General features: G+C 45.1%; 21 protein-coding genes. 5 read left to right on the plus strand and 16 right to left on the minus strand.

Annotation, left to right across the window (positions count from 1 at the left end):
• Positions 1 to 43 precede the first annotated feature (43 nt).
• Together BLS15_RS29300 and BLS15_RS03415 are read right to left on the minus strand one after the other, a co-directional pair.
• On the minus strand, positions 44 to 175 hold the full coding sequence (locus tag BLS15_RS29300; RefSeq protein ID WP_081819863.1) for a CatA-like O-acetyltransferase: 132 nt from the start codon (positions 173 to 175) through the stop codon (positions 44 to 46).
• 99 nt (positions 176 to 274) lie between these two features.
• On the minus strand, positions 275 to 1,303 hold the full coding sequence (locus BLS15_RS03415) for a LacI family DNA-binding transcriptional regulator (RefSeq protein WP_021254147.1): 1,029 nt from the start codon (positions 1,301 to 1,303) through the stop codon (positions 275 to 277).
• Positions 1,304 to 1,538: 235 nt separating this feature from the next.
• Here BLS15_RS03415 and BLS15_RS03420 point away from each other — a divergent pair, with 235 nt between their 5' ends.
• The gene (locus tag BLS15_RS03420; protein WP_028532163.1) at positions 1,539 to 2,588 is read left to right on the plus strand and encodes a 2,3-butanediol dehydrogenase; all 1,050 of its coding nucleotides are present in this window, start codon (positions 1,539 to 1,541) and stop codon (positions 2,586 to 2,588) included.
• Positions 2,589 to 2,695: 107 nt separating this feature from the next.
• Here the strand turns inward: BLS15_RS03420 and BLS15_RS03425 are convergent, their stop codons facing one another.
• From BLS15_RS03425 to BLS15_RS03455, 7 genes are all read right to left on the minus strand, one after another.
• Positions 2,696 to 3,487, minus strand: coding sequence for a YdcF family protein (locus BLS15_RS03425; RefSeq protein WP_254777272.1), 792 nt, complete (start codon positions 3,485 to 3,487; stop codon positions 2,696 to 2,698).
• 407 nt (positions 3,488 to 3,894) lie between these two features.
• Positions 3,895 to 5,001: a hypothetical protein gene (locus BLS15_RS03430; RefSeq protein ID WP_028532165.1), complete on the minus strand. Its 1,107-nt coding sequence runs from the start codon at positions 4,999 to 5,001 to the stop codon at positions 3,895 to 3,897.
• Between the two features lie 175 nt (positions 5,002 to 5,176).
• Entirely contained in the window at positions 5,177 to 6,760 is a 1,584-nt protein-coding gene (locus BLS15_RS03435; RefSeq protein WP_021254143.1) for a response regulator transcription factor, read from the minus strand.
• A 20-nt stretch (positions 6,761 to 6,780) separates the two neighbouring features.
• Entirely contained in the window at positions 6,781 to 8,556 is a 1,776-nt protein-coding gene (locus tag BLS15_RS03440) for a sensor histidine kinase (protein ID WP_028532166.1), read from the minus strand.
• Positions 8,557 to 8,558: 2 nt separating this feature from the next.
• Positions 8,559 to 9,932 carry an extracellular solute-binding protein gene (locus tag BLS15_RS03445; RefSeq protein ID WP_231515091.1) on the minus strand — a complete coding sequence of 458 codons (1,374 nt, stop codon included), beginning with the start codon at positions 9,930 to 9,932 and terminating at the stop codon, positions 8,559 to 8,561.
• 870 nt (positions 9,933 to 10,802) lie between these two features.
• Positions 10,803 to 11,123 (minus strand): hypothetical protein, encoded by a 321-nt coding sequence (locus tag BLS15_RS03450; RefSeq protein ID WP_139170632.1) that lies wholly within the window; start codon positions 11,121 to 11,123, stop codon positions 10,803 to 10,805.
• Positions 11,124 to 11,322: 199 nt separating this feature from the next.
• Positions 11,323 to 12,474 carry an epoxide hydrolase family protein gene (locus BLS15_RS03455; RefSeq protein ID WP_028532168.1) on the minus strand — a complete coding sequence of 384 codons (1,152 nt, stop codon included), beginning with the start codon at positions 12,472 to 12,474 and terminating at the stop codon, positions 11,323 to 11,325.
• A gap of 251 nt (positions 12,475 to 12,725) precedes the next feature.
• Here BLS15_RS03455 and BLS15_RS03460 point away from each other — a divergent pair, with 251 nt between their 5' ends.
• Positions 12,726 to 13,289, plus strand: a complete 564-nt coding sequence (locus BLS15_RS03460; RefSeq protein ID WP_021254138.1) for a CGNR zinc finger domain-containing protein — start codon at positions 12,726 to 12,728, stop codon at positions 13,287 to 13,289.
• Positions 13,290 to 13,379: 90 nt separating this feature from the next.
• Here the strand turns inward: BLS15_RS03460 and glyA are convergent, their stop codons facing one another.
• On the minus strand, positions 13,380 to 14,639 hold the full coding sequence (gene glyA / locus BLS15_RS03465; protein ID WP_028532169.1) for a serine hydroxymethyltransferase: 1,260 nt from the start codon (positions 14,637 to 14,639) through the stop codon (positions 13,380 to 13,382).
• A gap of 191 nt (positions 14,640 to 14,830) precedes the next feature.
• Here glyA and BLS15_RS03470 point away from each other — a divergent pair, with 191 nt between their 5' ends.
• Complete coding sequence (locus BLS15_RS03470) at positions 14,831 to 16,261, plus strand: MocR-like pyridoxine biosynthesis transcription factor PdxR (protein ID WP_028532170.1); 1,431 nt, start codon at positions 14,831 to 14,833, stop codon at positions 16,259 to 16,261.
• 85 nt (positions 16,262 to 16,346) lie between these two features.
• Here the strand turns inward: BLS15_RS03470 and BLS15_RS03475 are convergent, their stop codons facing one another.
• The 6 genes from BLS15_RS03475 to BLS15_RS03500 form a co-directional block, all read right to left on the minus strand.
• The gene (locus BLS15_RS03475; protein WP_028532171.1) at positions 16,347 to 17,090 is read right to left on the minus strand and encodes a YggS family pyridoxal phosphate-dependent enzyme; all 744 of its coding nucleotides are present in this window, start codon (positions 17,088 to 17,090) and stop codon (positions 16,347 to 16,349) included.
• A gap of 13 nt (positions 17,091 to 17,103) precedes the next feature.
• On the minus strand, positions 17,104 to 17,640 hold the full coding sequence (locus BLS15_RS03480) for a pyridoxamine 5'-phosphate oxidase family protein (RefSeq protein WP_021254134.1): 537 nt from the start codon (positions 17,638 to 17,640) through the stop codon (positions 17,104 to 17,106).
• Positions 17,641 to 17,891: 251 nt separating this feature from the next.
• Positions 17,892 to 18,464: a hypothetical protein gene (locus tag BLS15_RS03485; RefSeq protein WP_021259638.1), complete on the minus strand. Its 573-nt coding sequence runs from the start codon at positions 18,462 to 18,464 to the stop codon at positions 17,892 to 17,894.
• A gap of 2 nt (positions 18,465 to 18,466) precedes the next feature.
• Positions 18,467 to 18,799 (minus strand): PadR family transcriptional regulator, encoded by a 333-nt coding sequence (locus tag BLS15_RS03490; RefSeq protein WP_021254132.1) that lies wholly within the window; start codon positions 18,797 to 18,799, stop codon positions 18,467 to 18,469.
• A 218-nt stretch (positions 18,800 to 19,017) separates the two neighbouring features.
• A complete protein-coding gene (locus BLS15_RS03495; RefSeq protein WP_021254131.1) occupies positions 19,018 to 19,908 on the minus strand; it encodes a GNAT family N-acetyltransferase in 891 nt (296 codons plus the stop codon).
• Positions 19,909 to 20,073: 165 nt separating this feature from the next.
• Positions 20,074 to 20,829, minus strand: coding sequence for a cyclase family protein (locus BLS15_RS03500; RefSeq protein ID WP_028532172.1), 756 nt, complete (start codon positions 20,827 to 20,829; stop codon positions 20,074 to 20,076).
• A gap of 271 nt (positions 20,830 to 21,100) precedes the next feature.
• Here BLS15_RS03500 and BLS15_RS03505 point away from each other — a divergent pair, with 271 nt between their 5' ends.
• Together BLS15_RS03505 and BLS15_RS03515 are read left to right on the plus strand one after the other, a co-directional pair.
• Positions 21,101 to 21,574 carry a GNAT family N-acetyltransferase gene (locus BLS15_RS03505; protein ID WP_021254129.1) on the plus strand — a complete coding sequence of 158 codons (474 nt, stop codon included), beginning with the start codon at positions 21,101 to 21,103 and terminating at the stop codon, positions 21,572 to 21,574.
• Between the two features lie 462 nt (positions 21,575 to 22,036).
• Positions 22,037 to 24,079: an ATP-binding protein gene (locus BLS15_RS03515; RefSeq protein WP_021254127.1), complete on the plus strand. Its 2,043-nt coding sequence runs from the start codon at positions 22,037 to 22,039 to the stop codon at positions 24,077 to 24,079.
• The last annotated feature ends 21 nt before the right edge of the window (positions 24,080 to 24,100 follow it).

The raw sequence follows: 24,100 nt of genomic DNA on the forward strand, positions 1-24,100 counted from the left end.
CTAATTATGGCCTTCTTTCCAACGGCTTCATTACTTTGCTCAATCATGTGTATTCCTTCGGATCATTTATCCATTCCTTGCTATAATCAGCCAATCGCTGCAGCTCGCCAACTAATAAGCCTGCATGATACCCGCCGCACACCACATGATGCAGCTGCAAGGATACGGGCAGCAGGACTCGACCCGTTTACCCGAAATACTGTCCAAATGTGATGATCGGCAAATACGTTCCCTCATTGAACACATTCAAATTGAATGTACATCAAGATATAGATCAGTCCAACTGCTGCGAGCTGCGCGTCATCGCCACACTAGAATCCCTAACAATGAGACGAGGCTCAAACTGCACTCGTTCATATACACCGCGCTTCTGTTCGATGATACGATTAAGCAGCAGTTCGGTCGCTACTCTGGCAACCTCTGCTCCCATGATCGACACAGAGCTAAGCCGCGGCGTCGTAATTGTTCCCCACAAAATATTATCAATGCCAACAATCGCAATGTCTTCGGGCACGCGGATCCCCAATTCCTTGAATCGGTTCAGTAGTCCCATCGCAATCATGTCATTGCCCGCATAGATCGCATCCGGCATTTTCGTTAGACCTGAGAAATAATCGGCTGCCTTCAATCCCGTTTGCATCGAGAAATCATCTCCGAGATAGACCAGAGAGCTGTCTACTTGCGGGAGGGCATCCTCGTAGGCAAAGAAACGCTCCTCAATGATATGCTTCGGCGCACCTGCGTACGCAATCCGCGTCCGGCCTATGTTCATGAAATGCTCCATGACAAGTTTGCCCTCTTGCGTAGATAGACTGACGATATCCGCCTTCACATCGTCACCGAGCTTCTTCCCATAGTTAATAACGGAGATCGGAATGCTCGATTTATTAATCAAGTCAGGCAGCGTTGCAGGGTAAGCTAGCGGCAGGACAATCAGACCGTCTACATGAAGCTTCTTCACTTCCCTAAGTATTTCAAGCTCTGCTCGTGCATTCCCTAATGTATTGATCTGAACGACACGGTAGTCGTAATTTTTGGCCGCCTGCTCGACGGAATAGGCAATCTCCGGAACGAAGGCATTGCGAATATCGGGAACGGCTAGCGCAATTTGCTTCGTCTGCCGTACCTTAAGGCTGCGTGCGAAGGAGTTCGGCACGAAGCCCAGCTCTTCAATCGCCTGCATCACCTTGGCCTTCGTCTTCGGACTAATGCCATCTGCGTCATTGATTGCACGCGATACGGTTGCCAATCCGACCCCTGCTCGCTGTGCAACATCCTCGATTGTGACTTTTCTCTGAACCACTGGTACATCTCCCTCTCGTTACAAGTGGAATTGCTTCCACCATTCCAGCCAAGCCTTATTTCTGTATCATACCATCTGCATTCACATTATTCACCTGATCTTCCTGCAGTAGAAGACTGTGATTGACATCACACTAAGAGTGTGACATATTTAATATCGGAAACGTTTCCGAAAATATTTTCCCGTTTCCATTTCATACAGTATTTCATTTCTATACTTCTGGGGAGATGAGCACATGAAAGCATTAAGATGGCATGGCGTCAAAGATTTGCGCGTGGAGAACATTGCAGAACCAGCAGCCGGTAAAGGCAAAGTAAAAATTAAAGTCGAATGCTGCGGCATCTGCGGCAGCGACTTGCATGAATATACGGCAGGACCGATCTTCATTTCAGACAGCACTCCCCATCCTCTAACTGGAGAGAAAGCTCCAATCGTTATGGGACATGAATTCTCTGGACAGATCGTCGAGGTTGGAGAAGGTGTAACCAAATTCCAAAAGGGCGATCGCGTTGTTGTAGAGCCGATCTTCACATGCGGTGAATGTGAAGCCTGCAAGCAAGGCTTGTATAACCTCTGCGACAAGATGGGATTCCTTGGTCTCGCTGGCGGCGGTGGAGGCTTCTCCGAATATGTAGCAGCAGACGAGCACATGGTGCATAAGATTCCAGATAGCGTTTCTTACGAGCAAGGCGCGCTTGTTGAACCTTCCGCAGTAGCTCTCTATGCAGTTCGTCAAAGCAAGCTTCAAGTTGGGGATCGTGCAGCCGTATTCGGTACAGGCCCAATTGGACTGCTTGTTATCGAAGCATTGAAGGCTGCCGGCGCATCGGAGATCTATGCAATTGAACTGTCCGAGCAGCGTAAGCAAAAAGCAGAAGAACTCGGAGCCATTGTACTTGATCCTTCGCAAGTCGATGTCGTGAAGGAGCTTCGCGAACGGACAGGCGGCGGCGTGGATGTCACTTATGAAGTAACGGGAGTTCCTGCTGTACTGAACAATGCCATTGATGCAGCCAAGCTCGGCGGTGAAGTGATGATCGTCAGCATTTTCGAGCGAGAAGCTACTATTAAACCGAATGCAATTGTAACGAAGGAACGCACAATGAAAGGCATCATCGGTTACCGCAATGTATTCCCTGCGGTTATCAAATTGATGGAGCAAGGCTACTTCCCAGCAGAGAAGCTGGTAACGAAGCGCATTCAATTGGATGAAGTCGTTGATCATGGCTTCGAGGCGCTCTTGAAAGAGAAAAACCAAGTAAAGATTATGGTGAAGCCGCAATAATCCGTAAACAAAAACACGAAGGCTTAGGGTGCTTCAAAGTCATACTGAAATAAAACAAAAGATCGAGTCAGGGGTTAATCAGCTCCCCTTGCTCGATCTTTTCTCCATCATAATGCCGTTCTCAACAGCAAGACGGTAAAACATACGATCATTGATACCACTGCAAGATGCCACCATTTGTACATCATAATGATACCGATATACTCGCGGATGAACGCACTTGGCATGTAATATCTTGCTGTCTTCGCGCCAACACCCTCACACTTCTTCAATCCCGCGAGCCGCGCATAAATGCTTGCCCGAAATACATGATAGTTGTTCGTGACGAAGATGCTTTTATGATCGGGTTTCATCTCGTCCATAATGGCCTTCGAGAACAGCATATTTTGCATCGTGTTGCGAGATTTGTCCTCCATAAGCACGTCCTGCTCTGGAACTCCCTTCGCCACGATATATTTCTTCATTGCCTCTGCTTCACTAAGCAATTCGTCCGGCCCTTGGCCGCCCGACACGATAATTTTAGGCACTTGATGATACTTCATATATTGTTCAATGCTTTTATCCAAACGTGACGCTAGAAGCGGCGGGACTCGTTTCCCTCCGATTAGACCAGAGCCAAGCGCGATAATGAAATCGGGCTTGTACCATATTTTCCAGTAATGATAGAAGATCGCATACGCCAGAAAGCTGACGAATACAAAGGAAAAGTACATGAAGATGAGCAGCGTCCCGAGATAAAAAACAGCAAATTTATCATTATACGAAATAAAGAAAATGTAGAAAAACATGCCGATCATCGCAAAGATCAGGAGACTCAATAATAATGACAACATATTCGCAAGCTTCTTGCTTTCCTTCTTCAGCATAATTCGTCCGTTAAGCAGCAAATATATACTCACAAACAGTACGCTCAAAGGAATAGAGGCAAGGATAACCGCGGCTATAATTAAGTTCACCCACGGAATCTGGTTAGAAAAGGCCACCACGTCCAAGAATAAATTTGCTACAGCCGCCATGAACAGGAATGAAAGACTGATCCGTCTTTTTTCCCTGATAAATAAAAAAACAAAAAGCCCAAATAGAATCAAACTAAAAAAACTCATCATACACTCCCTTTCCAACCTTACTATTGTAAGCAATTCATTCCTTTTTGCAACCCTTTTCCCCCGTCATTATTGAAATGGATCACGATGAGACATTCATGGCTTTGCCAACTGTTAACAAGATGCAGATAATCCCAGCAATCCTCCGCCCAAAAATAAAACAAGCCGATTCCTTCACAATAGAGGAATCGGCTTGCATAAACTCATTTTGTATAGAATTCGTTTACTTTATCTAGTATTTCTTTGAAGTATGGAATATTAAATCGATTTATTAAGCCTTTAGATCCCATGTAAAAGCTGAATCGCCCTTTTTCGCCTAGAAGTTCCTTGAACTTATCAACTGTCTGGTCATACCTTTCTCTTTTCCCTGTATCGGTAAAATACCCTGAATCAATCTCCATTTGAATTCCGATTTTCGTTTTATCTAAATGATTCTTTGCAACCAACCGACCACCATCCCCATATATTCTTCCTTCTTTCACGCTATCGTAAATTGGCTGCAAATTTATTGCGCTGTCTTTGTCAAAATAATAGTGGGGTTGAATATACACATCATCAAAGATCATTGTCTCGTCCACGATGTATGCAATTGTTTCCACTATCTTTTCCCTATTAGGGCCAAAACCATAATAGGGAGCCCATGCAAAAGAAGTAGCTCCGTCTACGTCGTCACTGTTCTTTATATACTCCGAAAGTTTTTCCAACAACTGAACTTGCGATTGATTTTTAAGTTGCGAGTAGCTGTAATTTTGAGTCCCATAGAAGTATATGGCTTCGTTTGGATAATAAAATCCAGTTACCGAGTCCCAATTTGGACCAAGCTTTCGTTTTAACTCCTTTATATAGCTTACATATTCATCGAATAACTGATCAACATTTAACTTGCTCGATACATCGTGTGCTGGCAGAGAAACAAGAACTTTATATTCGCTGTTCGTGTCCACGATTGTCTGCACCGTTTCATTTACATCATCAATCATATTTCTCTCTTTATAATTGTCAATTTTGTTTGTCTTATTATCTATCGCAATAACAAATTGCCTCACCGTATCCAAACGTTCAAGCTCTGCCGATTCATATGGAATGTACCGTTGACCGTCCCCAAAATGACCGCTGTATAAAAACACCATATTTCTTGCTGACAGGTCACTTCGATCCATCGCAATGCTATCCATTTCATTTTCTTCAACGTCTTTTGCCGCTCTAATCACTGGTGTCGAGAACAAATTAACGAACAAACTCAAGGTAAACGTAATCGTCAGCACCCCTGCAAACCAAGCCTTTCTTTTCTTCTTTGGCTTCATGTTCATAACATCGACTCCTTATCCTTAGTTTAGTAGTTTTACAACAATTCACTTAATTCCCTTTATGAACCATTTAATTGTTTCTACAGAAGCATACAAGGAGTTGCGAGACTCTGGAACTAGACAATGATGACAATATTCGGTTGAAAAATGACATTCAGCCTATTCCCTAGAGTAATATTTATTTCTTTACACTGCTTGGCGTTACGCCCCAGTATTTACGGAATATTTTAGTAAAATAGCTGACGTCTCGATATCCGATCATGGCGGCAGCATCATACACTCTCGCCCCATTCATCAACGCCGTCCTCGCCCGTTCCATCTTGCGTTCCAGAACATATGAGGTAAATGACATTCCTATTTCTTGCTTGAATAAGCGACTTAAATAGGAGGCGTTCACATAAAAACGATCAGCGATCGTATGCAAGGTAAATTCCTGATCCTGTTCCGCCTCAAGCAGCTCAATAATCGCTTGAACAGTGGTATGGGTAACCTTCCTGTCATGGCTCTCTGCATATGTGATTATGCTTCTTACAGCACGATGCAATACATCGTACATATGCTCTGGCGTCGTAAGTGATTGTACATTCGAGAGAAAATCGAAATCCGCTCCTGTCACATCCTGTACAGACCATCCGCGTTTGCGGATAAAGAGCGTCAACACGCCAACGATGTACATTAACTGCTCCATCATAATTTCATACGAAGCAGAGTTGTTCTTCGCCGCCTCGCACATGTTCGAAATCATTCGCATGGCAAGTTCTTGATCCATCGTCTCCAATGCCATCTCTAGCTGCTTGTCCTCGTGCTCGTAATCCGGACGATTATTGAACTCAGCTTGGAGCGGCTCATCATATGGAATTGCGATTCCTGTTCCATAAACGACCCGATTTTGCAGCGCCTTTTTGGCTTGAATATATAATGGCAGCAGTTCGTCTATCTTTCCGGTTCCTCCACTAATTCCCGCGCTTACGTCAATGCCAAGACATTGCTTGATGTTGCGAATGAGCTTCTCCATCGCCACGTGAATCCCGAGCATCTGCTGCGGAGTATGTTCCAGCGCTCCCGTATTCCCTATCACAATAATGGTTTTATCCTCTTCCGTGCATACATAAAAATCAGGAGTCGGCAGTATATCTCGAATAACATGCACGAGATTATCCAAGGTCATGCCATCTTCATTGCTGGAACAGACATATTCGTCCACGTCCAGAACGATTACCGCATAACGAGATTCCATGTCTATATGAAGCCCTAATGAAACACAGGAAGCTTCCAGCTCTTCTATCTGATATCGTCCATATGCTAGATTGCGAATCGTATGCTGATGCAGGACGGGGAGGTACTGCGTCCATTGCTCCTGCATCATTAGTTGACGCGTTCGCTCCATCAACTCTGCTTGAATGCATCGGGCTGCGTCCGTTACAGCCTGGAGAATGTCCATTTCAGCAGCAGGCTTGAGCAAATACTTGTATACGCCAAGCTCCACCGCCGTCTGCGCATAGGAAAAATTGTCATGACCGCTTAAAATGATGATTTTCGTGTTCGAATAAGCCCGAGCCACTTGACTCGCCAAGGAAAGACCGTCCATTTCGGGCATTTGAATATCCATTAAAATAATATCGGGCTGCTTCATTTGTATCTGAGCGAGAGCTTCAGCACCGTTATTCGCCGACCCTACTACTTCGATATCGTGTTCTTCCCAGGGCATGTGAAGCAGATTTTGCAAAAATCTAATTTCATCTTCTACAATAAGAAGATTCAAGCGATCCTCTCCTTATTTCATTATTCATCTGTCGTACTTGATAAAGGCAGCTCAAGAGTTACTGTTGTACCTACTCCTAACTGGCTTTCGAATCGGATGCACGCTTCAGGGCCGTAGAACATCCTCATTCTGGAACAAACGTTGCGCAAGCCATATAGCTCCGTTTCTGGTGATTCCAAAAAAGATAAAGGAGCCGACTTGCCGTCGATTTCCTGAATCACTTGATGAATGGATTGCAGGCGCTGCTCACTTATTCCGCTTCCGTTATCTTGCACCGTTATCATCAATTTCCCCTGCTTCAAGAAGCTCGAAATGATCAACAACCCATCGCCCTTCATCTGCTCCAGTCCATGAATAACTGCATTTTCAACCAAGGGCTGCAATAGCAGCTTTAATATAGGGATCGTTTTCGTTTCTTGGTGTATCTCATACACGACATGAAAGCCATGTAAAAAGCGAATTTGCTGGATGCGTAAGTAGTAGTTTAGATGGGTAATCGTTTCCTCTACCGTGAATGTATCTTGCCCTTTATGAAGGCTTAATCGGAAAAAGTGTGACAGGTTCAGCACCATCTCGCTTATTTCCTCTGCCTCGTAGTTTTGAGCCGTCCAGTATATAGAGTTCAGCGTATTATATAAGAAATGGGGATTAATTTGAGATTGCAAAAACGTGAGCTCCGTGCGGGCAATGCGAAGTTGCTGCTCATAATGATCCTGAATCAGATGCTTTTGATGCTCGGCCATTTGATTATACGAGTCCATCAAATAACCAAATTCATCCTTCCTTCTTGTGTGTAACCGGATATCATAATCTCCTCCGATTAACCCCTTCATCGCATGCTTTAATCTGCCTAAAGGGGAAGCTATGCGGTTGTAAACACCCCAAGATATAAGCATGGAAAGCACAAAACTGCACGCTATGATTAAATAGGTAAATTGTCTCATTGTTTTCGTTTCTTGATAAATCTCTTCGATCGGCCGAAATACTTCCAGCCGGATTGGATAGCTAGATGACTCCATGCTCACTTCGAGTATATCCCCATCTTGCTGTCCTCCTGAATCGGTATTAGGAACGGTCAAAATGGGGTCTCCTTCTCTGTTCGTTATTTTCAAGCTAGTCAACTCAGATTTCAACAGCGGGCTTATAAGTGTCTGAAGAGCATTTTTATGTAAAGTCACAATTAGTAAACTTGCTTTGTCCTCATCAGGGAAGGCATTCATCCTTCTGACAAGAGATATTGAGTTTACCTCCACTAAATCTGTGATTACAGGTTCTACCCCCTCTTTGGGCTGGGGCATAAGGAAAGTACTCGCTTGATCCGCAAGTCGATTTAAATAGGCGAAACTTTCTCGCTCGGTTGCAGATTCGATTCTCTTTCCTCCATATTTCGTAGATATCATCGTATGGGTTTCCATCTGATAAATCGTGATCTGGGAAGCCACCAGGCTCACCGCCGAAATGTTCCATAGCTCTTGCAGCAGCTCTGAGTACTGTACAATTGTACGAGGTGACATCCCCGACCCATGCACCCTAAGTTTCTCATTAATGTTGTGGTTCGCCGCAATTAGATTGGTTAACGTCTCAAAATGATGCAACGACAATTCCAGGTTATTCATAACAGACTCCACCTTATCTTGAGTCTGTTCTGTCGTCTTTTGAATAATAATTTGGTTCGCTCTGTTATTGACGTACAAGCTAATGATAACTAGCGGCAGAAGCACAATGAAGAAATAGATGCTGAGCCGTAATTGCGAGGTTTGCAGAAACTTATGATGCGCACGTTGGAATAGTTTCATGGCTACATCCTATTTTTTTTATGCGATTCATGCCAATCGTTTACTTCCTGCGTAACTTCTGTGCCTCCGCTCTCATACCATCGTTTTACGTAGTCGTCGAATGAATTCATGGATTCTAGGCCGAGAATGATTTTTACGAAGACTTCCTGCAATGAATAAAGTTCATTCCATTTTCCTACAATGGTAAGAGGAGGTGGGCCTCCATATGCATCTTGTACGACATGCTTTTCCAATTTTTCAATGTTCTCGTTGAGACGAAATTTTTTGCCGTAGGAATCATTGCGTGCACGCAACAGCCACCGTGTGTCCACATTCACCAGTGCAGAATATATGCCTCTATACAGGTGCTTATCATGTTCATTAAAATTGCTGACAATTTTTCCGTCTTTCCAATCCCACACTTGATTTTGAAATCCCAGAACTAGTGAGGTTCTGCCTTTACCTGCAATGAAATTTAAAAATTGAATGACTTCGCGAGCATGACTGCTCCCTTTTGGAACCACTTGATACCCGAATACTGGATTCAATGCGCCTACTCCCTGCTTCCCTTTCTTGCCAATCGGATAGTCAATGGTTATCCAATTCGCTTTCGAATCTTTCATCAAGCTTTGAGCAATAACTCCGCGTGTATCATACCAAGCTCCGGAAAACATTCCAACCTTCCCTTCTATTATTTTTTCGTTCATGACCTCTCTACGGTAAATAGGGAAATCCGGATCAATCCATCCCTGTTGATAAAGCTCAGCAAAGAATGAGAGCGCTTCCTTCATTTCCGGCAAAACGTTGCCATAGACGAGCTTCCCCCCTCGTTCCGTCCATTGGTTCAATTGAACTCCGAACGCCCCAAAAAGCGGTGAAGAATGATACAAATCCTTCATCATCGTAAAGCCGTATGTATCTCTCTTTCCGTTTCCGTCAGGATCGCCTTCCGAAAATGCTTTTATTACTGCCTTATAATCTTCCAGCGTTACGGGTATCGGCAGGTTCAGTTTATCCAGCCAGTCTTTGCGGATATAGATGATTTCTCTCCCCTTCACCTGCTGACCACTCGGAATTGCGTAAATCGAGCCATCATACCGAACGCGGTCCCATAATTCTTCCGGTATGAGACGCTTTAAATCTGCTCCGTATTCATTGATCCAGTGATCGAGAGGTTGGAGTTTATTTTGCGTCACGAATTTGGCAAATTGGATCGGGGAATTGATGCTGATCATATCGGGATGATTCTGTTCCATCGAAATGATGGTGTCGATCGTTTTTTCATAACTGGGTACGGGCGGCAGTTCGACACGGACATTCAATCCGACATGTTTTTTAATGTAATCCAAATAAGGATTTTGATTTTCATCCAAGCCTGCCGGAAACGGAAAACTCAAACTATTGATCACAATGGCTATGTTTTTTCCATCCCGCAATTCTTTATTCTCAGAACTGATTGAAATTGGGTTGAACTTGGGTATAAAAAATAGGCCTAACACAAGAAGGGTTAGCATGTAAATTATCAGCATGAATCTATTTACAAATTTACCGCTGCTCAACACTACAAAAATCATCCTTTCGATTTTTTTTATTTCCCCATGTAATTGAGAAGCTTCTACGATCCCTCCTACAGAACCATTTCGATTGCGACACAAGTCCTAATTCAAATTATAGTATAAAATTTGAACTTCAAACAATATTTCTCAGCAATATTTATATTATGTATGATACAAATACAAAAAAACTCTTCCCGGTCTAATTGAAATAGATACCGAAAAGAGGTTTCGCGGTCGTACAATATGCTCTTCTCCTGAGTACAGCCACCATCGAGTCCTACAACTTCCAATCCAGATACTCTGCCCAGGTTGAACGTAAAAGAGTTTTTATTTTAGCAGTAGGGATATGAATAATAACTACATTAGAAATGCTATTCGTATACATATTGGTTAATAGGTATTTTCCATCAGGAGATGGTTTATATGGCAGCACACCTTGCGTATCAACCTGTATCGTAGAATGATCATTACCTGTTATGGAATCAATATGGACAACGTTCGTTTCGTTACTCTGCTGGTATGCAATATATTTTTTATTGTAGGAAAGTGAGGGATTAGAAGCATTCGATTTATACTCATCTAGTTGATGATTCGTAAGATTGAACGACATAATGTGCGGAGACTTTTGTTCATCTTGTGCGGTAAAAAGAACCCGATTGGAATCAAGCCAATCATAGTATAGATATCCACTATCAAGCGAGGCTATGGAAGTTAATGCCCCGTGTCTCTATCATATACCTTCAACTCGCCTTCTTCTATAAAGCTAATGGCATGACGGCCAGGAATTGACTTTGGAAATTGAATGTTCTTTCCCGCTATTATTTTCTCTCTTTTCGAGTAACTAGCATTATCATCTTCAATTTCATAAATATCTTGCTCATCCCCGTTTTGAATGACAGCAAGAAGCTTATTCCCATTATTAACACTATAATGCGGTTCGAAAAAATTATTATGAAACGGTAAAAGAGCATCTGTCTGCAGATTAAACTTGTACATAGGTGTTTCAGTCGGATTCATTTGCTGCATGATCATGATCTCCCCCTCCATTGATGAGAAATCATTTGATTCTGAATAACTCTGCCATATCAGAAAAGCAACGAGAAAAACACATATTGTTGCTACAAGTAGGATCAGCCTTCTTTTCAATTCGTGCACCTTCCTCCTTTTATAGTATGGGGTTACAAACCCAATGAATTCAGAGGAGTTACTTCCCCCTTCACTGGGGCTATTACTATGATCTAATATTAAAAAATGAACGTATCGATTCTGCAACCAGCCCCGGCTGCTCCAGCGCAACAAAATGCCCACCTGTATTCAGCTCATTCCATTGCAGGATGTTCGGGAACAAGCGCTCCACATATTCTCGCGGCGGACGCTCATGAGGCTGCGTCTTCGTTAACGAAACGCCATGCGGTACAGGGCATGTCTCACCTTCACTCGGCCACTTGATATGCCTGCCTTCATAATAATAGCGGTTCGCCGCGTTAATCGTCTGGGTAAACCAGTAGATTGAGACATTTGCCAGCAAATCGTCCTTGTTGAACTGCTCTAACCGCTCACCCTTTTCGGTTACCGTCCAGTAATACCATTTTTCCAAAATAAAGGCTGCCAGACCTACAGGAGAATCATGCAGTCCATACGCCGCAGTCTGAGGCTTCGTCCCCAATAGATGCGCATACCCGCCCTCTTCGCGATACCACTGATCGCCACATGTAAGAAAGGCCCGCTCAGCCTCGGACATCTCCATGCCCTTCCCTATAAAAGGACTCGGATTCCCCGGTGATGTCGTATGATACCCAATGACCTTCTCCGGATGATCCAAGCATAGCAAGCCAAGTACGCTCGCCCCCAAATCATAGCCATGTGCCCCGAACTGCTCATAGCCCAGCCCCTCCATCAACTTGACCAACACATTCGCGACCTGTCTATCCTCATAACCCGGCCCCAATGGTATACTCGAGAACCCATGCCCCGGAATCGAAGGAATTATGACATCGAAGGAGATGGAATCATTGCCTCCATCGTTATCCGGCTGTGTCAAAAACGGAATCAGATCCAGCATCTCATAAAATGTACTTGGCCAGCCGTGGGGAATTAGAATTGGTAATGAGCGACTTCCCTTCCCTTTTTCGTACACAAAGTGAATGTCTGTCCCGTCAATCGTCGCTTTGTAATTAGAGAAGGAATTGATACGCCGTTCCACCATGCGCCAATCGAAATCATGCAGCCAATAATGAACAATATCCTTCATATACGATATTGGAATCCCGTAATCCCATTCTGCTCCTGGGATTTCATCCGGCCATCTCGCCATTCGCAGTCTTTGCTTCAATTGTTCAATCTCTTCGTCTGAAATACTCACAGTGAAAGGATTCATGTTCATCGTTATCTTCGCTCCTTGGCAGAATAAATACGAGAATAGATAGAAAAGACTTGAGGAAGCTAGGCCGCGAGTTCATCAAATCTATAATTTAGAACAACCTAGTGATACACTGATAATGAAATCAGAAATCAAGAAGCACGTATAAGACATAACTCACGAACGTAACCAGTAAAACGGTTTAAATAGTTAGTCAACTAGTAAATAAATCTTAATAGTTAGTTAACGATGTGTCAATAGGAGTGGTTGAGCAGATGACGAATGGATATGATCAGCTTGAAATAATTGCTGATTTCTTCAATACACAGGATAGACGAACGCGGTACGAGGGAGATCCCGGGATCGAGCATTTAACAGAGCCTAGCCGTTTAGTCGAGTGGCTCTTGCAGCACCAGCTTATCACAGAATCAGATAATGCTGCTTCAGAGGAAGAATTGCAATTGGCGCGCGAGCTTCGCAATGAACTTCGCAAAACAATAGTGAACAACGAGCACGATGGAAATGTAGAACAGGTTAAGCTGGAGCAGCTTACGAAGAATTTCCAGTTCGGGCTCGTGTTCCAGGAGAATGGAGAGCAGCTTGTGCCTCTGCAAGTAAATGCAGCTAAAGGATTAGCTCAACTACTCATTATTGTGTACGAACTGAGACGAACGAAGATGTGGCATCGCATACGTGTATGTACAGCAGAGGATTGCCAGTGGGTATTTGTGGATCGATCCAGACCCGGAACGGGGAGATGGTGTTCGATGAAGGCATGCGGAAATCGAGCGAAGAATAAGACCTTCCGCCATAAACATAAAAACGAATCGTCGCTGTAATGGAGTAGAGTAAAGGGCTGGCTTCCCAGCCCTTCGCATCAGACCGGACGTGAGGTTTCCGCTTACCGGCCTTCCTGCAATGAAGCAAATTTACATGCTATCTAACGAATGAAGTCCTTCATATAAAGGAAACTGAGACGTCATTTCACGTACAATTTCTAGTATTTGATTTTTAATCGTCGAACTCTTGGGATTTTTAAAGGCCAGTCCAATAAGCTGGGCAATTTCTTTCATCTCCTCGGGTCCTAATCCTCGTGAAGTCATTGCAGGAGTTCCGAAGCGAATGCCACTCGTTACTAACGGGCTGGCCGTATCATGAGGAACTGCGTTTTTATTCGCCGTAATCCCCACCTCATCGAGTATGGATTCTGCTTCTTTGCCCGTAAGTCCAATTGCGCGCAAATCAACCAAAACAATATGATTGTCTGTCCCCCCCGATACAACGGTTAACCCTTCATTCATTAGCGCTTCCGCCAATACGTTAGCATTTTCAAGCGTTTTTGCTATATACGTTTTGAAGTCCGGTTGCAATGCCTCGCCTAGCGCAACCGCTTTTGCCGCGATAACATGCATAAGTGGGCCGCCTTGCGATCCAGGGAATATCGCTTTATCAATGGCTTGCGCCCATGGTTTACGGCACATGATGACACCGCCTCTTGGCCCTCTTAACGTTTTATGCGTGGTCGTCGTAACAAAGTGTGCGTGTGGCAGCGGGTTTGGGTGCAATCCTGCTGCAACGATTCCTGCAATATGTGCCATATCTACAAAGAAAAGAGCCCCAACTTCGGCCGCGATTTGGGCGAACAACTCAAATTCGATCGTTCGTGGATAGGCGCTGGCACCAGCCACGATGATGCGTGGAAGGTGCTTATGGGCGAGTTTTCGCACCTGGTCATAGTCAATGCGCCCTGTTTGTTCATCGACACCATAAGAAACAAAATTATAGAATCTTCCAGAAAAATTCACCGGACTCCCGTGTGTAAGATGGCCGCCATGGGATAAACTCATGCCCAATATCGTGTCACCAGGCTTTACTGATGCAAAATATACCGCCATATTCGCCTGTGCACCGGAGTGAGGCTGCACATTGGCATGCTCGGCACCGAAAAGCTCTTTAACTCGGTGAATGGCAAGTTCCTCGATCCTATCGACATGCTCACATCCGCCATAATATCTTCTTCCCGGATACCCTTCAGCATATTTGTTGGTCAGTACTGTGCCCGTCGCTTCCATGACAGCTCGGCTTACAAAATTCTCCGATGCAATCAGTTCTATTTTATCCCGCTGCCGTGTAAGCTCTTGCCGAATTGCATTAGCCACCGCTTTATCTTGCTGCTCCAAATAATTCATGATCATCTTCCTCTCTACCTGTCTATTTCACTATTGAAATCTGATATTTCCGCCATAAGAAGAGAATTCAGTTGTGTTGCACAATCAACAATTGTCGTGCTAGTATACCAATCAATGGAGTGTTGATTAATATCCATAGTTGAGTAATTATAGCAATCCATAATCATGCCAAAAACGCGGGAGTTGTCTGAATGTTACAAGTCAATCGAAATGATAAACGTCCCATCTGGCAGCAGCTTCTGGATCAAGCGATACATAATATTACATCCGGAAAATGGCCTCCAGGGGAATTACTGCTCCCAACCCGTGAACTCGCTCCATTGATTGGTGTTTCACGCTCAACCATCCAGATTGTTTACGAGGAATTATTCAGCCGCGGGTATACCGTAACCTCTCGTCGCGGCGGAACAAGAGTTAGCGATTGGACATATGCAACTCGTCCTTCTGAAGATGCTGCCACACAAGGGCCGATCCCTCCTGAATTGCCATCATTAAACACGGGAATCGGACATTTACACGATTGGTTTGGAAATAAAGATCATCGTCAAGTAGAGATCGATTTCACTCCTCATGAGCCATACCTAGACGAGCATTTCCGAAAAAATTGGAGACACTCCTTTTTGCACGCCTCTACAGAAACAGACCTGGACAATTGGGCTTACGGAAATGCATATGGATTTCTACCGCTGCGAGAGCAGATTCAACGTTATTTGTCGCTTGAACGGGGAGTTCATGTGGATGTCGATCAAATCATCTTGACCTCAGGCGCACAGCATAGCATTGATTTGATTGCCCAAGCTCTGTTACAGCAAGGAGAAACGGTTTCAGTTGAGGATCCCGGCTTCCCTGCTGCCTGGATGGTGATGAAGTATCGGCGCATGCAAGTTGAATCCGTTCCGGTTGACGAACACGGACTATGCGTTGACCGCATTCATCCTGAGTCCAAACTTATATATGTTACGCCATCGCACCAGTGTGCGGTTGGAGCAATTATGTCGGAGCCGCGCAGGCAGCAATTGTTACATATGGCTGCTGAGCAGAGGTTCTGGATTGTTGAGGATGATTACGATAGTGAATTTCGATATCGCGGTGACCCGCTCCCGACGCTGTTCAGTCAGCGACCTCAGAACACGCTATATATGATGAGTTACTCCAAAATGGTCGCTCCTGGCATTCGGTTATCGGCAATTGTCGGATCCAAAGAGGCCATTCGTCAAATTACCCAAGTCCATGAATTAACCTATCGGCATCTGCCGATTATGGAGCAATTAACACTTACTCATTTTATCGAGCATGGTCATTTTATGCGTCATATGAGACGAGTTCGGAATGTATATCGTCGTAGACATGAAGCCATGACGAAGGCTATTATCGCAACAGGTCTGAGCGACCACTTCACACTAAGCGGCGTAGAAACGGGATTGCATATGCTTCTTGAGGCTGATAAATCGTTTGATGAGGAAGCCGTGACAAAGTTAGCGTTCGAAAAGGGAATCCGCGTGTATCCGCTGAGCACGTATTGCTTGGAAAGTGATCGAAAAGGTTGGGTACTCGGTTTTGCGAAAGTAGATGAAGCAGCTATTGAAGAAGGAATTTATCGTCTTGCGGGGATGCTTTTATAAGCCAAGCATCCCCGTCACGACCTTCGCTTGCTCACATCAACCATGTAGAAAATGTTGTGTTCGTAATCGCTCTCCTGTCTCTCTCCTAATCGTCCTGGCGCGCATTTTCGTTCCAGTAATAGCTGTCCGGCAAGTAACGTTGCCCGAATACGCTTGTCCCTACGCGGATGATAGTAGCCCCTTCCTCGATAGCCACCTTGAAATCACCAGACATGCCCATCGAGAGGATATCCATTTCTACACGCGGAAACTTTTTCTCCCTAACTTGGGTTTGAATCGATTTTAATAATCGGAAGCAGTGCCGGGTCTCGTCGTTTGTCGCATTTAGTTTTCCAATCGTCATTAAGCCCTTCACGTTCAACGTGTCGAACTGGGACAATTGTTCCACCAACTCCAGTGCCGTTTCCGGGGAAGCACCAAATTTACTTTCTTCGTAGGAAGTGTTGATTTGCACCAGAATATCCATAGTCTTGTTCTCTTTGGCGAGTTGATGGTCCAGGGCCTGCCCCAATTTCAGACGGTCTACAGAATGAATGAGCGTAACATATTTAACAACGTCCTTCACTTTATTCGTTTGCAAATGTCCGATAAAATGCCATTCCACCTGATTAGATTGCTGCATAAGCGGAAATTTGTCCCGAAGTTCCTGCGCTTTGTTTTCCCCAAATAGAGTCTCCCCCGCTTGTATGGCCATTTGCAATTTTTCAAGCGGAACAGTTTTGGTTGCCAACAACAATTTCACGTCCTCTACCTTGCGCCCGGATGCTTGGCAAGCCAATTCCATCTGCTGCCTTACGGTTCTGAGATTCTCTTCAACTAAATGTCCCATGTCTCTTCCCTCTTTACACCGTTTTTCCAGGCTCAAACATTTTCCCCTCTTCAATCGGATTTTCTTTGGCGGTAATATGATGTGGATCTATTCGATACACCTGAACCGGGCCACCGAATACAGCTGATCGGTATTTGTCCACGTGCTGCTTGGGTAATGGACGATTATAGTAATCTGGCACATACTTATCAATCATTTCCTGCAGCATATGTGTAGCTTCATCCAGATCGACGATAGGCTGTACCTTGCCAAAAATCATTACGCTCATATACGCTGTGTCCGTCTTGGCTGGCACCGGATTTGTAATCGTCCCGTACTCTTCACAAACCGTAAAGCAGACCTCCGGGTTTTCACCTATAACCTGATTTCTTCTCCCGCCAGTGGCTCCATGGAAATAAAGCTTGCCATCTGTCCAAACGAAATTAAGAGGAACAACATACGGCAGATGACCATCGACCATTCCAAGATGTCCAATTCGAGCTTGCCGCAGAAAGGTCTCAATCCTGCTCTTATCCAACACTTCTCTTATTTTGTAACGTACTCCATTCATGGCTTCACCTCTATTGAATTGAATGATTATGATGTGAGTTTATCAGCCATTGGAATGAGGTTAAATGTCCATAAACATATAATTAATGCAATCCATATTAGACAGTAAGCGATCCCTCTTCGTCAAACCTGATAAGGAGCGCATCCGTGTTTAGTTCTATTCCGCTTAGCATGGGCTAGGCGCACTCCATGAAAAAACCGGAATGAAAGTCATTCATTCCGGTTCTCTCTGGCTCCACATGAACTGCCAGCTTATTCTATTCGATCCCGCCCCAAGCTGATTTGTGCGTTCTTCATCATTCCGAGTGCCAAGCCAAGCATTAGGCCAATACCTGTGACGATAAAGAACAACACGCCTATCCCCTCCTTCAGGACGACCATTTGCAGAATAACGCCAACAAGCGCACCAAGTGCCAAGCCAATGAACATGAACGCGCCGTAGTAGAGACCTATCGCCTCCGCAACAGCAGGCTCCCCATAATGCAGCCATTTCGCTTCACTGTGCAGCAGCGGATTATCTGGATTCTCCACAGAGAACGCGGCCTTCGCACGCTCGAATGCATCCGCTTCAGAGATTCCCTCTTCGGCGACAAGGTCTTGAATGTAATCGGACATATAACCCATCAGATCTTCTTGCGCTTCCCGATTTTTCTGTGATGTCCATTTGAATTTGGCTGCCTGCTTCTTCGCTTCTCCTAACGTTGCGTTCGCTTTTTGAACCAGTTTCTCAAAGTATGTTAGTTCATCACTGCCTGCCATGTTTAATTGTGTATTTTGCTTAATGAACTGCTTCATTTTATGTTCTGTATCTTTGCTCATCGTCATGATCATTCCACTCCTTCTAAAAATTGATCCATTAATTGCTTCATAAAGAGCCATTCTGCCTTCTTATGACTCAAATAGGCTCTGCCCGATTCGGTGAGATGATAGTACTTTCTCCGAGCTGCCGCACTTCCCTCTTGCCAATAGCTTGTCACGTATCCATTGTTCTCAAGACGCTTGAAGGAGAGATACAGCGTGCCTTCCTTCAGTTCGAAGGAACCTTGGCTCTGCTTCTTCACTTCCTTACTTAAATCATATCCGTACAAATCCTGATGATACAGCAGACTCAGGATGATCGTATCAATGTAACCGCGCAATATTTCCTTATCGACGTTCAACAAAGTCACTCCTCGCTGATACCTTACTTTATTAGGTACAGGAACAGTATATACGATCTATACCTTATAAAGCAATGTATAATTTAAAGTAAGGTATCATTCATCATTCTCCCAATCAAAAAACCTCCACGAATGCCGCACCTTATAAGGGTCAACATCCAGTGAAGGTTAATTGGGTTAATTAGGTTAATTGGGTTTATTGTGGATTATCCATATATTTATCGGGTTATTTTATAAAACAATAGCCGATGCTTCTGCCGAAAACCTGCCTTCTGATAGAGGGAAATTGCCTTCCCATTCTCTTCCTCCACACATAAGGAGATTTCGTCAATCTTCCTGTCTAGGAGCAGGAAGCGCAGTGCCTCTTGTATCAGTGAAGTACCGAGACCTTGTCCTTGCGCATGCGGTGATACAGCGATGAATTCGATATTTCCTTCCTGCGCGTCGCAGTCTGCTTCCACATATACGTAGCCAAGCAAGCTCTGCTGGTGATCGACAGCAATAAATATCCGATGATCGTCCTGAAGGCGGCTCATAATTTCTTGTCCGCTGTAATATGTGTTCGGGAACGAAGCATCATGCAGTGCAATGAAGGCATTAACATAGTCTGGTGTGATCTCCTGTAGGGTATGGGCCGGCGCATAGGCAAATGCAGAGCGGGTACATACCAATACCAAATGGGCATGCAAATATGTTGACGACGATATGCCATCCATAAATTGCAGAGCCTGCTTGTTCTCCTCATTATAAAAGCTGTGCAGTGTCGTTACCTTGTCACCAAGCTGGTTAATTCCCGCTCTCCACAGCTCATGTGCAAGGTCATTCCATCTCGCTCCCTCCTCGATGAACGGCCCCCATACCTCTGCCACACCGCGTTCCAGGTCGACATCAAAGCCGAGGGCTCCTATGATTCGTTCATGTTCATAGGCAACCACGAAGGATGTATCTAACTCAAGATCAGAGAACTCCTCGGAAAGCGTGCCCGCAATTTCGTCTTCCTGATCCCCACAAAATCCAACATGATGCTGCTTCTCTTGATTCAATCGAGCGATAAAGGCAGCTAATTCTTTGATACGTTCATATGAAATGGTATGAATTATGATCGACATGAAGTAATATTCTCCTTATCATCTATCGTAATGCTCCAGCACCGTGTCCATCCCCACGCGACATAATATCGGTCGGTAAGGTCTGTATTCAAAAGCCCAGTAGTGAAATGAAACTGCGATCTCTTGAACCTCTTATATGTAATCCGATTCTAGTCTCGTTGCCGTTCATTCGAAAATAGCAACCGGACGCGCCCAGCCTGCGCTCGCCTTTTCAACTTTTACCGGGAAGCAGCACACCTTAAAACCGAACGGCTTCGGCAGCTGCTCCAGATTCGCCAGCTTCTCAATCTGGCAATATTCATGCTCTTGGCCGACAAAGTGAGCCGCCCATAACACTCCATCCTTCGGCTCACGCTTATACGCCTCAGCTTGAAGGTTCAATGGAATATCCCAGCCCCAGCCATCTGTACCTACTACCTTAATGCCCTGCTCAATCAGCCAACGAGTCGCTTCCGCAGATACCCCAGCGTGCAGAAAGGCATAATGTTCCTCATAGAGGCGCTTGTCCGCATCGGTACGAATGAGCACAATGTCATAAGGTTTCAGCGTGTAGCCGATCCGTGCCAGCTCAGCAACCAAATCATCCGTCGTAATCTCATAGCCGGTCGGCTTCTTGCTGAAATCAAACAGCACACCATCAGAGAAGAACCATTCCAGCGGGAGCTCGTCGATCGTTCTTGCCGGCTTGCCCTCCGAGGTTGGCCAGTAGTGCCACGGCGCGTCAACATGTGTACCGGCATGCGTGTTCAAGGTCACCGTTTCGGTAGCCCAGGCTTGGCTCTCTGGAAAATCATCTGGCTTAAGTCCAAGCATGGCGGCTGCCTGCTGAGCGCCTTCCTTGTGACTGGAAAATTCAATCTTAGCCGGGAGCGGCTCGCAAATGCGCGGACTAATAGATACGCTTAAGTCTATTATCTTCATTTTCATTCCATCTCCCTCGAATGATCGGATATATCGAATGTTAGATGCAGCACGACTCGCAACGAGACGGAGCTCTATAACCAACAACTCTTGTCCTTACATTCAACAGCAAGGGAATAGTATCCTCCATATATCAAAAAGGTTCATATTTCATCGGAGATGAATCGCTTCCTTGATTCAGGTTTTTATTGAGAATGTGCATCCAAATTGCTACACTGATTCCAAAAAGGTTAATCCAAATTCCTGTATAAGTTGAGGTGAAATCGAGAAGATGAACCAGCTTACAGTAGAACTGCAATTTTACAAGCCTGCATATTTGGAGGCACTCCAATCCTATCAACTCCCTGCGGAGCAAAAACAGTTTGCTGCAATGCCGAATCAACGGTTGGATACCTCTGACGGTCAGCACCCTATCGTCATAACAGCTGGCAATCAGCCGGTAGGTTTTTTTGTATTGAATAAGAATGCAAGAGTTCAGGAATATTCCGAGAATCCACATGCGCTGCTGCTTACGTCCTTCTCTATCGATTATGCGAAGCAGGGGCAGGGATATGCTTCAACAGGGTTAGAGCTTTTGAAGAGCTTTATACCTGAACATTTTCCGGATTGCAACGAAATTGTACTGGCTGTGAATCATAAAAATATCCCTGCACAACGGTTGTACATCAAAACCGGATTCACCGACACTGGACAAAGATGCGAGGTCACCATTGACGAGCAATACATTTTCTGTTTATCAATATAATTTCCTCCTTCCCTAGCAAATAAAAAAGCACGCGTTCCGCGCCATGCAGTATGCTCGAACGCGTGCAGTTATTTTCATGTGGCATCTTCTTCTAATCTCCGAATATAACGATAAGTTTGCTAAGCAAAAAAGAGGCGAACAGGATAATTCCCATCTGCCTCTCGGTTCATTAAAAGGGAAACTATTCTTGAATACTCGTTACTACACCGTCATCCAGATAAATATATTTAAAACCATTATAGACCCACTGTTCATGAATATAATAAAAAGAACCGAGGATGCTCAGGAAATACTCCTGATACCGCTCGGTTCTACACAGTTATGATGTTAAAGCTAATCGATAATATACTCCTCAAGTATGCTCTCTACAGAAGCAGTCTGTTGTCTTATCGATATTGCCAGATGAGAAGGGAATCGTTAACATGAGATATAAATGAATCACAAGGAGGCGCAGCCGATACCGTGCAGCTCCATTGGTTGGAACATACCAAACCATTCATCGGGCGCAGCAAAGAAATGAGTCACGTCATCGACTGGCTCGACGATCCCCAAGCCCCTTCCCGTATTCTATACATATCTGGCATGGGCGGCATAGGCAAGAGCTCGCTCATGACGGAGATGATGCTTGCCGTTCAGCAACGACATTGGACGAGCATCTGGCTGGACGGACGCTCATGCTTGACAACGCCCGTAGGATTTTTCGAATACTTAGCGTCCGCCATTCAATTAGAACGATATAATCGTCAGCCTGTCGATCCGCTCGAAGTACTTATTTCTGCTCACGCTTCCCATCGCATCGCTATCTTTATTGACAATTCCGAGCATATATCACTGCTGGAAGGCTGGATTATGAATGCATTTTGGCCAAAGATGTCGTCACAGGGTGTCCTCCTCGTATTCGCCTCACGCTCCCCTATCCCACTTGTATGGAAAACGAATCCGCACAAGGGGAGACACATTACCGAATTGCCGCTGGCCCATTTTTCGTTTGCGGAGACGATGGACTATATTTCACACACAGGTGCATTCTCGAAGGAGATAAGCGGGGAAATTGCTCGGAGCTCAGATGGCCATCCGCTCGGTCTGGCACTTGCAGTAGAAGCTGTTCAAAAGAAACAGGAGCTGTCGAACAAGGATACGAGTATTGTCTCTCAGACGATCAGCGCCCATTTACTGCGTGAACTCACAACCGATGAAGTTCAGCCATGCGTCGATGCATTGATCGTGCTGCAGCAAGCCAACCAAGAGATGCTCTCGAAGTTCCTGGGGCGCCCTGTCACGATTCAGCAATATCGGCTGCTGCAGAGCATGTCTTTTATTCGAACCGTTCCTGATGGCATTGCTCTGCATGATATTGCCCGTATGCATCTGCATCGGGATTTCCGAGCAAGAGAGCCCGAGCGATTGGAAGAGCTTCGAACGAAGGCAGCCAAGCTTCTCTATCAGCAATTTCGCCATGTAGATCTTCATCATCGGCGCGAAATAGCGGCTAAGCTGCTCTATTTGTGCAAGGATACCCTCCAATCTGATCGCCTGTATGCGGACTGGACAGTAGATTCGCCAGACTCGCCGCTCGAAATTGTGACCGAAGCCGATCTGCCTGTGCTGCATGAGCTGCTGGATCAGTGGTGCGACTACAGCATCGATCCATGGCAGCGTAGCATTTACCATCAATTTATGGATGAACTCGTTGAACAATTTCCAGAGAGTATTGTGGTTCTGCGCGAAGCGGATGGCAAGCCTATCGGCATGTTCATGTTGCTGCTTATGCATCGGGATACAAGCCGACTGATGGAACAATACATACCTTCCGAACTTCACGAATGCTTCACGGATGAGGAACTAGCCTGCAGCGCGGATCAGGCGGATACGTACTACGCTGTCTTAGCAGCAGCAACAGACAAGCATCCCATGTTCACTCGAGAAGAGATCGTCGGCCTGCTTACCCGAGATCGGCTCTCCTTACTCGGTCAAGGCTCCCGCGCAGTGCTTGTTGCCACCAATCCGAATTTGAAGACATTCCTGCAGCAGGTTGGGTTCCAGCTTCGTCCCACACGTACAAGGAATTGTGATACTTCATACGCAAGAGCGGATATTTTGGAGCTTGATCTCAGACAAGAACGATTCGGGGAATGGATCATGTCCTTCTTCACGGAGCAGACAAGCGAGTCCAGCGAGCAAGGAAGCACGATCACCGTACAAGATGTTCGGAAAATGCTATCCTGTCTGCACGAGCCCGGCAAACTAAATCACTATACCCGCTTCTTTCCTGCAATTGCGAACGGAGTCGCTCTGCAAGCACACTTGCTATCTATCCTTGAGCACAACACATACCGCCTTCAAGAGCAGGATCTGCTTCTCCTAAATACGGCCTACAACTTGCATCCTCATAATCACATCGCGGCTTCGCTTGCCTGCAATATGAGCCGCGCCACCTATTATCGCTATTTGAACAAGGCCGTTCAAAATATGACCGAGATGATAAAAAGCAAGGGACTTCATTAACAGCACAGCAGGGCCTTGGGC

The organism is Paenibacillus sp. cl6col (assembly GCF_900102125.1).
Taxonomy (GTDB): domain Bacteria; phylum Bacillota; class Bacilli; order Paenibacillales; family Paenibacillaceae; genus Paenibacillus_B; species Paenibacillus_B suaedae.